At 63.8% G+C, this 12,179-nt stretch carries 13 protein-coding genes; 5 read left to right on the top strand and 8 right to left on the bottom strand.

All coding sequences use genetic code 11. From position 1 onward, the window contains the following. The first annotated feature begins 85 nt into the window (after nt 1-85). Nucleotides 86-964, top strand: coding sequence for a response regulator transcription factor (locus SR858_RS25790; RefSeq protein WP_322534636.1), 879 nt, complete (start codon nt 86-88; stop codon nt 962-964). Continuing rightward, the gene (locus SR858_RS25785) at nt 961-2,208 is read left to right on the top strand and encodes an ATP-binding protein (RefSeq protein WP_019923975.1); all 1,248 of its coding nucleotides are present in this window, start codon (nt 961-963) and stop codon (nt 2,206-2,208) included. Before SR858_RS25790 ends, SR858_RS25785 begins: the two co-directional genes overlap by 4 nt. A gap of 3 nt (nt 2,209-2,211) precedes the next feature. On the opposite strand, the gene prmC is transcribed toward SR858_RS25785, so the two are convergent. The 5 genes from prmC to SR858_RS25760 all read right to left on the bottom strand — a co-directional run bounded on the left by prmC (nt 2,212) and on the right by SR858_RS25760 (nt 6,846). Further along, the gene (prmC, locus tag SR858_RS25780) at nt 2,212-3,054 is read right to left on the bottom strand and encodes a peptide chain release factor N(5)-glutamine methyltransferase (RefSeq protein WP_026637662.1); all 843 of its coding nucleotides are present in this window, start codon (nt 3,052-3,054) and stop codon (nt 2,212-2,214) included. Next, nucleotides 3,051-3,524 carry a disulfide bond formation protein B gene (locus SR858_RS25775; protein ID WP_019923973.1) on the bottom strand — a complete coding sequence of 158 codons (474 nt, stop codon included), beginning with the start codon at nt 3,522-3,524 and terminating at the stop codon, nt 3,051-3,053. The genes prmC and SR858_RS25775 overlap by 4 nt, the downstream gene beginning before the upstream one ends. Nucleotides 3,525-3,616: 92 nt before the next feature. Continuing rightward, nucleotides 3,617-4,693, bottom strand: coding sequence for a peptide chain release factor 1 (prfA, locus tag SR858_RS25770; protein ID WP_040378104.1), 1,077 nt, complete (start codon nt 4,691-4,693; stop codon nt 3,617-3,619). Nucleotides 4,694-4,762: 69 nt separating this feature from the next. Further along, entirely contained in the window at nt 4,763-6,037 is a 1,275-nt protein-coding gene (gene hemA / locus SR858_RS25765) for a glutamyl-tRNA reductase (protein ID WP_019923971.1), read from the bottom strand. Nucleotides 6,038-6,156: 119 nt separating this feature from the next. Continuing rightward, nucleotides 6,157-6,846: a response regulator transcription factor gene (locus tag SR858_RS25760; protein WP_019923970.1), complete on the bottom strand. Its 690-nt coding sequence runs from the start codon at nt 6,844-6,846 to the stop codon at nt 6,157-6,159. 241 nt (nt 6,847-7,087) lie between these two features. Here SR858_RS25760 and SR858_RS25755 point away from each other — a divergent pair, with 241 nt between their 5' ends. Then, nucleotides 7,088-7,660: a hypothetical protein gene (locus SR858_RS25755; RefSeq protein WP_040378103.1), complete on the top strand. Its 573-nt coding sequence runs from the start codon at nt 7,088-7,090 to the stop codon at nt 7,658-7,660. On the opposite strand, the gene minE is transcribed toward SR858_RS25755, so the two are convergent. Genes minE through minC form a run of 3 tightly spaced genes read right to left on the bottom strand, consistent with a single transcriptional unit; the run spans nt 7,657 to nt 9,541 of the window. Beyond that, nucleotides 7,657-7,908, bottom strand: coding sequence for a cell division topological specificity factor MinE (gene minE, locus SR858_RS25750; protein ID WP_026637661.1), 252 nt, complete (start codon nt 7,906-7,908; stop codon nt 7,657-7,659). The genes SR858_RS25755 and minE overlap by 4 nt on opposite strands. Nucleotides 7,909-7,910: 2 nt before the next feature. Continuing rightward, nucleotides 7,911-8,726 (bottom strand): septum site-determining protein MinD, encoded by an 816-nt coding sequence (gene minD / locus SR858_RS25745; protein ID WP_026637660.1) that lies wholly within the window; start codon nt 8,724-8,726, stop codon nt 7,911-7,913. 35 nt (nt 8,727-8,761) lie between these two features. Beyond that, entirely contained in the window at nt 8,762-9,541 is a 780-nt protein-coding gene (gene minC, locus SR858_RS25740) for a septum site-determining protein MinC (RefSeq protein ID WP_019923966.1), read from the bottom strand. 260 nt (nt 9,542-9,801) lie between these two features. Between minC and SR858_RS25735 the strand changes: the two genes are divergently transcribed. Both SR858_RS25735 and SR858_RS25730 read left to right on the top strand, forming a co-directional pair. Then, on the top strand, nt 9,802-10,710 hold the full coding sequence (locus tag SR858_RS25735; protein ID WP_026637659.1) for a LysR family transcriptional regulator: 909 nt from the start codon (nt 9,802-9,804) through the stop codon (nt 10,708-10,710). Nucleotides 10,711-10,980: 270 nt separating this feature from the next. Then, complete coding sequence (locus SR858_RS25730) at nt 10,981-12,159, top strand: acetyl-CoA C-acetyltransferase (protein WP_019923964.1); 1,179 nt, start codon at nt 10,981-10,983, stop codon at nt 12,157-12,159. Nucleotides 12,160-12,179 lie beyond the last annotated feature (20 nt).

The raw sequence follows: 12,179 nt of genomic DNA, 5'->3' as shown, positions 1-12,179 counted from the left end.
CAGGACTTTTGCTGGAGGAGACAGTTACCTAAAGTAGATAAAAGGTGGTGAAAATCGCCCGGTGTGCTGTGTATAATCGGCGCGTATTCCCCAGTGGGAGCGCGCCATCTTATCCGTCAACAGCTCTGAAAAAGTACGGCCGAGTATCCTGATCGTCGATGACGAACGGGAGGAACTGCGTGTGCTCACCGACCTGCTGCGGCGCCAGTTCTACCACGTGCGCAGCGCGGCCGACGGCGCTGCCGGCTACCAGAGCGCGCTGGCCCAACCGCCCGACCTGATCCTGCTCGACGTGCGCATGCCGGTGGTGGACGGCTTTGCCGCGTGCCGCCTGCTCAAGGCCGACCCGGTTACGCGCGACATCCCGGTGCTGTTCCTGAGCGCCCTCGACGACCCCGACGAACGGGTGGCCGGCCTGGCCATGGGCGGCGTCGATTTCATCACCAAACCCTATCACCCGGCCGAGGTGTTTGCGCGCGTGCGCATCCACCTCGAGCTGGCGGGCGTGCGCGCCGCCGCCGCCGCTGCCGTGGTGGCAGCGGCGGCCGTCATCGCCGGACCGGCGCCGGCGCCGACGCCCCAGGCAACCCCGGTTCATCCCGACATCCATTTTCATCCGCATCCCGACGCCGTCATGACCGACGCCGCCATGCGCCTGATCGACGACAACCTGGCCGCGCCGCTTACGCTGGCCGGCATCGCGCGCGCGCTGGGCACGTACGAAAAGCGGCTGTCGCAGGCGTTCCGCCAGCAGGCCGGCATCACCGTGTTTGCCTACCTGGCCGAGGCGCGCATGATGCGCGGGCGCCAGCTGCTGGTCGATACCGACATGAGCGTGCAGCAGATCGCCGAGCAGATCGGCTTTCGCAGCGCCGCCAATTTCGCCACCGCCTTCCGTGAACACGCCGACGCCACGCCCACCGCCTACCGGCAGTCGGTGCGGCAGGCGGTCGGCCATTCATGACCCCGGGCTCTGCTGCCGATGCTGGTGCCGATGCTAGTGCTGACGCGGCCGCAGCCGCAGCCGCAGCCGCAGCCGCGCTGCTGCTGGCGCAGGAACGGTTACGCCTGCTGGCGCGCCTGAACCATGACCTGCGCGCACCGCTGGCGCAGATCGCCGCGCGCGCCCACGGTGATGGCCTGGACGATATCGCCCATCTCGCGCGCCGCCACCTGGCCTGGCTCGGCGACCTGCACGCGTGCGCCCGGTACGAAGTGGCAGCGCCCGAACTGGCGCCGGCGCCGACGTATCTGCACGCGCTGCTGCAAGCCCACGGCGTACGCTACCAACCGCAGTCGCTGCCGGGCCTGGCCATGCTCGATGCGCGCCTGCTGGCGCAGGTGCTGGAACGCATGGCGGGGCACTCCGGTGCGCCGCTGGTGCTGGACGTTGCCGCAGCGGCAGATGGCATGCTGGCGCTGGCTTTCCACACCGGTGATGGAAACGGCGACGCTGGCGATAGCGACAGCGGTAGCGGCCACTGGAGTCGTAATGACGTCGGCACAGGTGCAGAGGACGGGGCGGTGATGGGCGTCGCGTGGACCGACGTGCGCGCCACGCTGGAGCGCGATGATCTTGCGCCGGGCCTGGTGCTGGCGGCGCACCTGGTACGCGCCATGGGCGGGCGCTTGCAGCAGGCCGGCACAGCGCTGCGCTTCACCTTCACCGCTGCGCCGGCAGACGAAGACCAGGCCACGCCGCCAAGTCCCTTTACGGCGCGCGACGCATTGCCGACGCCGTTCGGCGACGGCCTCACCGTGCTGGTGCTCGAGCCGCACGACGCCATGCGCGATTACCTGACCGAAGTGTTCGACAGCGCCGGCTTCACGCTGTGCTACGACGTCCAGGAACTGGACGGTATTCCACCTGCGCTGGTCGTGTGCGCCGATGCCGATGCCGAAGCCGAAGCCGATGCCGAAGCCGAAGCCGAAGCCGAAGCCGATGCCGAAGCCGATGCCAACGCCAGCACAGGCACAGGCACAGGCACAGGCACAGGCACAGGCACAGGCACAGCTGCGGCCGCTGCCGCCGCCGCCGCCCCAGCAGCCGCAGCAGATGGTGCCCATGGGTATCGGTATCAAACCGCGCCGCGCCTGCTGCACGCGCTGCGCCCGCCCGCGCGGCCGGAAGATTTCGAGGTGGTATTGTTCAAGCCGGCGCCGGCGCAGCAGTTGCTCGCTGCCGCGCGTCGCCTGCTGGGGAAATAAAAACTACAGCGGCCGGCGGCCGCCGCTGACCCGTTCGATGTCGGCGATGTCGCGCCAGCTCTGGACGTCGGTATAGCCGGCGCTGGCCAGCAATGCGCGCACGGCGTCGGCCTGGTCGTAGCCGTGTTCCATCAGCAGCCAGCCTTGCTGCGCCAGGTGCGCCGGGGCGCCGGCGACCAGGATGCGCAACGCCGAGAGGCCGTCCGCGTGATCGGTCAGCGCACCGACCGGCTCGTAGCGCAAATCGCCTTCGGACAGGTGGCGGTCGCCGCTGGCGATGTATGGCGGGTTGGAGGCGATGATGTCGAACGGCGGTGTATCGGCCAGCGCCGCGAACCAGTCGCTGTGCAGGAACGTCACGCGCACGCCGTTGGCGTCGGCATTGCGGCGGGCGACTGCCAGCGCGTCGGCGCTGACATCGAGCGCGGTGACGTCGGCATCGCGCCGCGTGTGTGCCAGCGATACCGCAATCGCGCCGCTGCCGGTACCCATGTCGAGCACCCGGCCGCCTTGCGGCAGACGGGCGAGCGTCAACTCCACCAGCAGCTCGGTATCGGGGCGCGGGATCAGCACCGCGCCTGACACGTCGAACGGCAGGCCGAAAAATTCGCGCTGGCCCACCAGGTAGGCCACCGGTTCGCCGGCCAGGCGCCGCTGCACCAGGTCGCCGAAGCGCTGCGCTTCGTCGGGCGTCAAGGCGCGCTCGGAGCCGGTGATCAAACCGACGCGCGTGGTGTTGAGTGCATGGCACAGCAGCACGCGCCAGTCGAGCGCATCGAGCAGCGCCTGCCGTTGCAGGGCGCCGACGGTCACGCCGGCAACGAGGTCGGTGACCGCTGCGATCATGCGCGGCTGCGGCGGATCAGCGCCCACGCCAGCGCAATGGTAAACAGCGCGAACCACAGGAATGCCCACTGCGGAATCGACAGGCCGAACCACGGCGCGGTAGCGTCCTCGCACAGGCCGTCAGCCTTGAACAGGAACGGCAAGTACGTGGCAGTGGGGATTTTGTTCAGAAAAGTTTCCACCGGGTCGATGCCGCACGACAGGCCCGGATTGGCCAGCACGTACAAATGCTTGCCGGCGGTGTACAGGCCGCCCAGTGCGGCCAGCAAGGCCACGCCGGCGCCAAGCTTCGGCTTGGGGATGTACGCGCCGACCAGGGCAGCGATACCGATCGCCAGGAACAGGTAGCGCTGGATCACGCACAACGGGCAGGGCAGCAGGTCAAGCCCATGCTGGAGATACAGGGCAACGCCGATCAGGCCGAAGCTGGCGACGGCGATGGACAACAGCAGGGAGCGTGATTGGTGCATGGTGGTTCCGGTCAGGTTGGACAATGGACGATGGGCGACAATCGTGGATTTTCGCACAAAGTTGCTGGTTTGGCCTTAGCGGCTTCTTAAGCTCAGTCGCCCAGCGCCGCCAGCAACTCGGCCTGGTGCTCGGCCGCCAGCGCATTGGTCAATTCGGTCAAATCGCCATCCATGATGAAGTCGAGCTTGTACAAGGTCAGGTTGATGCGGTGGTCGGTCATGCGGCCTTGCGGATAGTTATACGTGCGGATCCGTTCGCTGCGGTCGCCCGAGCCGATCAGGCTCTTGCGGGTGGCCGCTTCCTTCGACTGCTGTTCGCGCAACTGCACGTCCTTGATGCGGGCCGCGAGCACCTTCATCGCCTGCGCCTTGTTCTTGTGCTGCGAGCGGTCGTCCTGGCACTCGACCACGATGCCGGTGGGCAGGTGGGTCAGGCGCACGGCCGAATCGGTCTTGTTGATGTGCTGGCCGCCAGCGCCCGACGCGCGGAAGGTGTCGATGCGCAGGTCGGCCGGGTTGATGTGGACGTCCTCGACCTCGTCGGCCTCGGGCATCACTGCCACCGTGCAGGCCGACGTGTGGATGCGGCCTTGCGTCTCGGTGGCGGGCACCCGCTGCACGCGGTGGCCGCCCGATTCGAATTTCAGTTTCGAGTATACGCTGTTGCCCACCAGGCGCACGATCACTTCGCGGTAGCCGCCGAGGTCCGACGCCGATTCCGACACCACCTCGACTTGCCAGCGGTTGCGCTCGGCAAAGCGCGTGTACATGCGCAGCAGGTCGCCGGCAAACAGCGCCGATTCGTCGCCGCCGGTGCCGGCGCGAATTTCCAGGAAGATGTTGCGCTCGTCGTTGGCATCCTTCGGCAGCAGCATTTTTTGCAGTTCCAGCTCCAGCTCGGCCAGGCGCTCCCTGGCTGCCTCGATCTCGTCCTGGGCGAACTCCTTCATTTCCGGGTCCGATAACATGTCTTGCGCCGCCACCAGGTCGCCTTGCGCGTCCTGGTAGGATTTATACAGCGCGACCAGCGGGCCGAGTTCGGCGTGTTCGCGCGTCATCTTGCGGTAGGCGTCCATATTGGCGGTGGCGCCTTCGGACATCAGCAATTCATCGAGTTCGACCAGGCGGTTCGCCAGTTGGTCGAGCTTGGCCAGCATGGATGGTTTCATAGCGTATTTCTGTGAGAGGTATAACGGAGGCCGCATCGATCGACGCGGCAGCATGGCAGGGGAGGGGCGCTAACGACGGCCGCGGAATAGCTGTGGCAGCAACTGTGCCAGGTGGGCGCGTTCTTCGCCCTGGGCGCGGTGCAGCGCCTGCTGCGGGCCATGCATGAACTTGGCAGTGAGGCCGCGCGACAGCGCTTCCAGCACTGCGTCGATATCTTCGCCCTTGGCCAGCATCTTGCGCGCGCGGTCGAGTTCGAGCTGGCGCAGCGCCTCGCCGTTCTCGTGCAGGCTCTGGATGACCGGCACCACGGCGCGGTCGTCGATCCAGTGCATGAACGACTGCACCCGGGTCTCGATGATGGCTTCGGCTTGGGCGACGGCGGCCTGGCGGTTTTCCATGCCGGCCTGCACCACCTTGCCGAGGTCGTCCACGGTGTACAAAAACGCGTCGTTCAGGCGCGCCACTTCGGGTTCGATATCGCGCGGCACGGCCAGATCGACCATGAACATCGGCTTGTGACGGCGCGCCTTGATGGCCCGCTCGACCATGCCAAGGCCGATCAGCGGCAGCGACGAGGCGGTGCACGAGATGACGATGTCGAACTGGTGCAGCTTGTCCTGCAACTCGGCCAGGCGCATGGCGCGGCCGCCAAAGCGGTGGGCCAGCGCTTCGCCGCGTTCCAGCGTGCGGTTGGCGATGGTGATGCTGCGCGGGTTTTGCGCGGCAAAATGCGTGGCGCACAATTCGATCATTTCGCCGGCGCCGATGAACAGCACGTTCTGCTCGGAGATCTTGTCGAAGATGCGCTGCGACAGGCGCACGGCAGCGGCCGCCATCGACACACTGTGGGCGCCGATCTCGGTGGTGCTGCGCACTTCCTTGGCCACCGAAAAACTACGCTGGAACAGCTGGTGCAGATAGGTGCCGAGGCCGCCGGCTTCGTCGGCGGTGCGGATCGCGTCCTTGATCTGGCCGAGGATTTGCGTTTCGCCCAGCACCATCGAATCGAGCCCGGACGCCACGCGGAACGTGTGGCGCACGGCGTCGTGCTGCGGCAGCATGTACAGGTGCGGGCGCAGGTCGGCGTAGTTGAGCTTGTGAAAATCGGCAAGGAAATGGGCGCCGGCGTCGAGCGGATCGGGTACCTGGCTGGCCGCGTAAAGCTCGGTGCGGTTGCAGGTGGACAGGATGGCTGCCTCGTCGGCGCCGCGATGGTCGATGCGTTCGAACCACGAGCGCGCCGCCACCACCGCCTGGCCCAGTTGCTCGGGGGCGAACGCCAGCTGCTCGCGCAGCGAGACAGGGGCGGTATGGTGGTTGAGGCCGACGGCAAGCAGCTGCATTTCGGTTCCGGGCGGGGCCAGTGTCATGAATTAGCGGACATTATAGCGCGATGTCCCTACTGCTGCCGGGGTGACTGCTTAAGGAGAGAGCAGTGGGAGGGCAACCAGCGGTTCACATTTCAGGCGCCCAGCTTTTCCAGGCGGTAACCGTAGCTGTACACCGGCACCAGCCGGAAGCCGTTTTCTGGCTTCAATTGCAACTTGTTGCGTACCCGCGAGACGTGGGTGTCCATGGTGCGCGACGGCACGGCGGTCTCGCGTATCCACACCGCTTCGTGGATGTAGGCGCGCGACAGCGGACGGCCGATGTTGCGGAAAAATAACAGTGCCAGGTAGAACTCCTTATGGGTGACATCGAGCACGATGCCATCCATCAGCAAGCGACCGGGGCGGGTCTCGAATACATACTGACCGAACTGCAACTGCTCGGCGCCGTTCTGGGCCGGGTAGGCGCGCCGCAGCAGCGCCTGCACGCGCGCCACCATTTCACTGCGGCGCAGCGGCTTGATCATGTAGTCGTCGGCGCCTGCACCGAGGCCGGCAACGATGTCGTCCTCGCCGGAACTGGTGGTGAGAAACAGCACCGGCGCGGTGTCGGGCAGCTTTTCACGCACGCGACGCATGACCTCGGCACCGGTCATGTCGACCACCTGCCAGTCGAGGATGAGCATGTCGTAACTGTCCTTGCGGACCTGCGCCAGGACATCCTTCCCGGTCTGGAAGCTATGGCAAATGTGACCGGCGGAGGTCAGCACCTGGCATATCAGGTCGGCCTGGCTGCGGTCGTTATCAAGTACAGCGATTCTCATACTGCTGCCCGTGGGAAATAATTGTTAAAGAGTTGACACCAGGCAATATACCAGAGATTTACAATTGCTCCCTAAATTAGCAGAGATTATTTTCCATGGAACAACAACTATTGCCAAGAAAGTGACGTGCTCCTATCGTGTACTGCTGGCTTTCCAATACACGGTACACTTTAAAAACTGTGAATTCAATGAAGAAGTTGAATTTTGGAAAGAATCTTCAGTTTCTCTTCCGGGGGCCAGAATGGGTTTGAAAAAAGACACAAATTGGACATTGGTACCCGGCACGGTGCGCGATCTCGACGCCGTGCGCGACCGTTGCCGGCAACTGGTGCGACGCCGTGCCATGGTCTCGGCCGGCGTGGCGGCGGTGCCGATTCCGGGGCTCGACATCATCTCGGACATGCGCCTGTTCGCCAACCTGATCGAAGACATCAACCGCCACTTCGGCCTGTCCGAAGAGCAGATCGAGCGCATGCACCCGCGCTTCCGCATGATCGCGTACCAGGCGGCGGTGGGCATCGGCAGCATGTTGGTGGGCAAGGTAGTCACGCGCGAGGTGGTCATGCACGTGCTGCGCCGCATCGGCGTCAAAACAGCGGCCAAGCAGGCCGGCAAGCTGGTGCCGCTGGCGGGCCAGCTGGCGTCGGCGGGAATCGGGTTTTTTGCGTTTCGCCAGATCGGCTACCAGCACGTGGAAGCGTGCGTGGCCGTGGCGCGGGAACTGCAGCTGGCAGGGATAGCCAACCCGGTAAACTCGGCCTATCCGGCCCACCCCGAAGGGCAGGCCGAGGTGCCGTCCCAGCCTGCGGTTTAAGCGTCCGGCAGCACCACGTTGACGTCGAGCACTTCCAGGTTGCCCTGGCGGTCGAGCGAAATCTTGATGTCGTCGGCGTTGACCTTGGTGTACTTCGAAATCACGTCGATCAGCTCTTTATGCAGCGCGGGCAGAAAGTCCGGCCCGGTGCGGCCGTTGCGCTCGCGGGCGATGATGATTTGCAGCCGCTCCTTGGCCGCCGTCGCAGTTTTCTGCTTTTGCGGGAACAGGAAAGAAAGCAGAGCCATGGTCACTTACTCCCGAAAAGTCGCTGCAGGAAGCCCGGTTTTTCGTAGTTGACGAAGCGCAGGGGACGTTCTTCGCCGAGGAAGCGCGCGACCACGTCCTCGTAGGCTTGCGCCACATCGGTACCTTTGAAATGAATCGCCGGGTTGCCCTGGTTCGATGCATGCAGTACCGACTCCGATTCCGGAATGATGCCGATCAGCGAGATGCGCAGGATTTCCTTCACATCTTCGTGCGACAGCATTTCGTCCGCTTCCACGCGTTTCGGTGAGTAGCGGGTGATCAACAGGTGTTCCTTGACCGGCTCGCCGCCACTCTGGGCGCGGCGCGACTTGGCTTGCAGGATGCCGAGGATGCGGTCCGAATCGCGCACCGACGACACTTCCGGGTTGGTAACGATGATCGCTTCGTCGGCAAAGGTGAGCGCCATCAGCGCGCCGTGCTCGATACCGGCCGGCGAATCGCAGATGATGTACTCGAAGCCCATGTTGACCAGTTCGTTCAACACCACTTCCACGCCTTCTTCCGACAAGGCATCCTTGTCGCGCGTTTGCGAAGCGGGCAGGATGAACAGGTTGTCGCAGTGCTTGTCCTTGATCAGGGCCTGGTTCAGCGTGGCTTCCTTGTTGATCACATTGATCAGGTCGTACACCACGCGGCGTTCGCAACCCATGATCAGGTCGAGATTGCGCAGCCCGACGTCGAAGTCGATCACTGCAGTCTTGTGGCCGCGCATGGCCAGGCCAGTGGAAAAACTGGCGCTCGTGGTCGTCTTACCGACACCGCCCTTACCGGACGTTACAACTATGATTCTTGCCACAGATAATCCTTTACAGAAAGAGGAACGGCGGCCACTCAGGCGCGGGTTGCAGAATTGACAGATAGTATATCGATTCGGTCACCCATTAAACGTATTTGCGCGGGGGAGCGTGCAAATTCGGCCGGGAAGCCGTCTTCAAAAGTACGGTACACGCCGGCGATGGACACCAGTTCCGGCGACATGTTCAAAGCAAAGATACGGGCGTCGGCATTGCCGGACGCCCCGGCCAGCGCGCGGCCGTTGAGCGTGTTGTAGACGTGAATGCTGCCGTCGGCAATGATCTCGGCGCCGTTGTTGACCACGGCGGTCACGATCAGGTCGCAGCCGCGCGCATAAATGCGCTGGCCGGCGCGTACCGGGGTGTCGATGATCATCACTTGCTGGCCGTTGGGCAGCGGTTCGGCGGTGCTGGAAATAGTGGGCGACGCCCGGGCTGGTGCGGGCGCCGGCTTCGGCGCGGCGCGGGGTGCGCTGGCAGCTTCTTCTTCGCGCGGCTTGCTGGCCGTTTCCAGGCTCAGGCCGTGCGCGGCGATCTCGGCGGCCATGGCGGCGGGCGCATTGCGCACGGCCACCGGCTTCAAACGATACCTGGCCAGCACCGCGATGATGGCCTTCCAGTCGATGGCCGTGCCGGCTGGCAAGGCGGCAATGTCGATCACGGTCAGGTCGTCTTCGAAAAAGTCGGCGCTGCCGCCGGTCATCTTGGCCAGTGCCGCATCGAGCGCGGAAACGTCCGCCGTGGTGAGGATGGCGGAGACCGCAACAACAGTGGAAATCTTGATTTCGATCGGCTTTTGAAACAGGCTCTTGGACATGGGCGACAGTATGAGTAGGTTGCAACCGCGCGCGCATGCGCAGGTGCTGGCATTCTACTGTGGAAAACCCGCAATGGGGAGGCGCGCACGGCTGAACGCGTGCAAAAATGCGGCGCCGCGCGAGGGGTGGCTGGATGAATGTTTTTCCGGTGCTCGTGGGGTTTGTCATAAGGATTTCATATCGATGCGATACAGTTTGCGGCATTCGATCTACAATCCAAATGAAAGATTTCTCAGGTTCACATGAAAAAGATTAATGCATGTTAGAGATACGCCACCTTCGTACGCTGAGCGCCTTGCGCTCGGCCGGCAGCCTGGTGCGCGCCGCCCAGTTGCTCAACCTGACCCAGTCGGCGCTGTCCCATCAAATCAAGTTGCTGGAAGATCGCTACGGCGGCCCGCTGTTTGAGCGCAAATCGGTGCCGATCGGGTTTACCGCCACCGGCGCCCGGCTGCTCAAGCTGGCCGACCTGCTGCTGCCCGAAATCGAAACCGCCGAGCGCGAAGTGGCGCGCCTGACACAGGGCGATACTGGCCAGCTGCGCGTGGTGCTCGAATGCCATACTTGCTTCGACTGGCTGATGCCGGTCATGGACGAGTTCCGCAAGCGCTGGCCCGACGTCGAGATCGACCTGGTGTCGGGTTTCCACAGCGAACCGGCCGAGTTGCTGCGCACCGGCGCCGCCGACCTGGTGATCGGTTCGCCGTACGGTCCGGACTTCGCGACGTTTCCCCTGTTCCGCTTCGAGATCCTGGTGGTGATGGCGCAGAAGCACCGGCTCGCTTCCCAGCGCCGCCTCCACGCTGCCGACTTTACGGGCGAAACCCTGATCACGTACCCGGTGCCGGCAGCCCGTATCGACCTGATCCGGGAAGTACTGCTGCCGGAAAACATCCAGTTCGAGCGCCGCACTGCCGAACTGACGGTGGCGGTGCTGCAACTGGTGGCCAGCCGGCGCGGCATCGCCGCGCTGCCCAACTGGGCCATCAAGAACTACGTCGATTACGACTACGTGATCGCCCGGCCGGTGGGCGAGCAGGGCTTGTGGAGCGACCTGTTCGTGTCGGTGCCGCCGGCGCAGCAGCACAAGGCGTACGTGCTCGACTTCGTGAAAGTGATACGCGAGCAGTGCGCCGCCACGCTGGACGGTATCAAATTATTGTCGTGACAAATAGATATGTCTTATTCAAAATGTATGGTGGGGACTTGAGCCAGATCAAAGGCACGGAGAATTGCCGCGCTTACGATAAGTTCCCGATTGATGATGACGGTTGACATGGCCAAACCTTGCGCAGGCGCGAGTTTCTGCACAGGAGTTTTCGCGGCAACGCAGCATCGAAAGCCGCCACGCCCCCGGCGTGGCAGGCGTATGATCAAGTTGATCGAAGTTCGCTTTTGCTAACCATGCCGGTCTTGTACCGGCGCTTTGGAGAATCACATGGATGATGTAGTAATCGTGGCCGCTGGCCGTACTGGTGTGGGCAAATTCGGCGGCGCGCTCGCCAAGACTCCGGCGTCCGAGCTGGGCGCACACGTCATCAAGGGTTTGCTGGCCAAGACCGGCATCGATCCCAACCTGGTCAGCGAAGCGATCCTGGGCCAGGTGCTTACCGCCGGCGTCGGCCAGAACCCGGCGCGCCAGGCCGTCATCAAGTCGGGCCTGCCTAACACCATCCCCGGTTTCACCATCAACCACGTGTGCGGCAGCGGCTTGAAAGCCACCCACCTGGCAGCCCAGGCGATTAAATGCGGCGACGCACAAATCGTCATCGCCGGCGGCCAGGAAAACATGAGCGCCTCGCCGCACGCGATGCCAGGTTCGCGCGACGGCTTCCGCATGGGCGACATCAAGATGGTCGACACCATGATCGTCGATGGCCTGTGGGACGTGTACAACCAGTACCACATGGGCGTTACTGCCGAAAACGTCGCCAAGAAATACGAGATTTCGCGTACCGAACAGGACGAGTTCGCACTGCAATCGCAGCTGAAAGCCGAAGCTGCTCAAAAAGAAGGCAAGTTCAAGGATGAAATCCTGCCGCTGGAAATTGTCCAGAAAAAAGGCAGCATCGTCTTCGACACCGACGAATACATCAAGCCAGGCTCGACTATTGAAGGCCTGGCCGGCCTGCGTCCTGCCTTCAACAAGGAAGGCACTGTTACCGCCGGTAACGCCTCGGGCCTGAACGACGGCGCTGCCGCCGTGATCATGATGTCCGCCACGCAAGCGAAGGAACTGGGCCTGCCGGTGCTGGCCAAGATCAAGGCGTACGCCTCGTCGGGCCTGGACCCAGCCTTCATGGGCATGGGTCCGGTCAGCGCCACCCGCCTGTGCCTGAAAAAGGCCGGCTGGACCCCGGACGACCTCGACCTGCTGGAAATCAACGAAGCATTTGCCGCCCAGGCCGTGGCCGTCAACAAGGAAATGGGCTGGGATACCAGCAAGATCAACGTCAATGGCGGCGCCATCGCCATCGGCCACCCGATCGGCGCTTCCGGCGCGCGCATCCTGGTCACCTTGATCCACGAAATGATCCGTCGCGATGCCAAGAAGGGCCTGGCGTCGCTGTGCATCGGCGGCGGCATGGGCGTGGCGCTGGCCATCGAACGCGCGTAACGACAATAAAACGATAGACC

The sequence above is a fragment of the Duganella zoogloeoides genome (assembly GCF_034479515.1).
GTDB lineage: Bacteria > Pseudomonadota > Gammaproteobacteria > Burkholderiales > Burkholderiaceae_D > Rugamonas > Rugamonas zoogloeoides.
The sequence above is the reverse complement of the archived record's forward strand: the minus strand, read 5'-3'. Positions and strand labels throughout refer to the sequence as shown.

What these genes read in the sequence shown, in the direction of transcription:
- SR858_RS25785 (WP_019923975.1), top strand. Translation starts at nt 961, where the DNA reads ATGACCCCGGGCTCTGCTGCCGATGCTGGTGCCGATGCTAGTGCTGAC.
- prmC (WP_026637662.1), bottom strand. Translation starts at nt 3,054, where the DNA reads ATGATCGCAGCGGTCACCGACCTCGTTGCCGGCGTGACCGTCGGCGCC.
- SR858_RS25775 (WP_019923973.1), bottom strand. Translation starts at nt 3,524, where the DNA reads ATGCACCAATCACGCTCCCTGCTGTTGTCCATCGCCGTCGCCAGCTTC.
- prfA (WP_040378104.1), bottom strand. Translation starts at nt 4,693, where the DNA reads ATGAAACCATCCATGCTGGCCAAGCTCGACCAACTGGCGAACCGCCTG.
- hemA (WP_019923971.1), bottom strand. Translation starts at nt 6,037, where the DNA reads ATGCAGCTGCTTGCCGTCGGCCTCAACCACCATACCGCCCCTGTCTCG.
- SR858_RS25760 (WP_019923970.1), bottom strand. Translation starts at nt 6,846, where the DNA reads ATGAGAATCGCTGTACTTGATAACGACCGCAGCCAGGCCGACCTGATA.
- SR858_RS25755 (WP_040378103.1), top strand. Translation starts at nt 7,088, where the DNA reads ATGGGTTTGAAAAAAGACACAAATTGGACATTGGTACCCGGCACGGTG.
- minE (WP_026637661.1), bottom strand. Translation starts at nt 7,908, where the DNA reads ATGGCTCTGCTTTCTTTCCTGTTCCCGCAAAAGCAGAAAACTGCGACG.
- minC (WP_019923966.1), bottom strand. Translation starts at nt 9,541, where the DNA reads ATGTCCAAGAGCCTGTTTCAAAAGCCGATCGAAATCAAGATTTCCACT.
- SR858_RS25735 (WP_026637659.1), top strand. Translation starts at nt 9,802, where the DNA reads ATGTTAGAGATACGCCACCTTCGTACGCTGAGCGCCTTGCGCTCGGCC.
- SR858_RS25730 (WP_019923964.1), top strand. Translation starts at nt 10,981, where the DNA reads ATGGATGATGTAGTAATCGTGGCCGCTGGCCGTACTGGTGTGGGCAAA.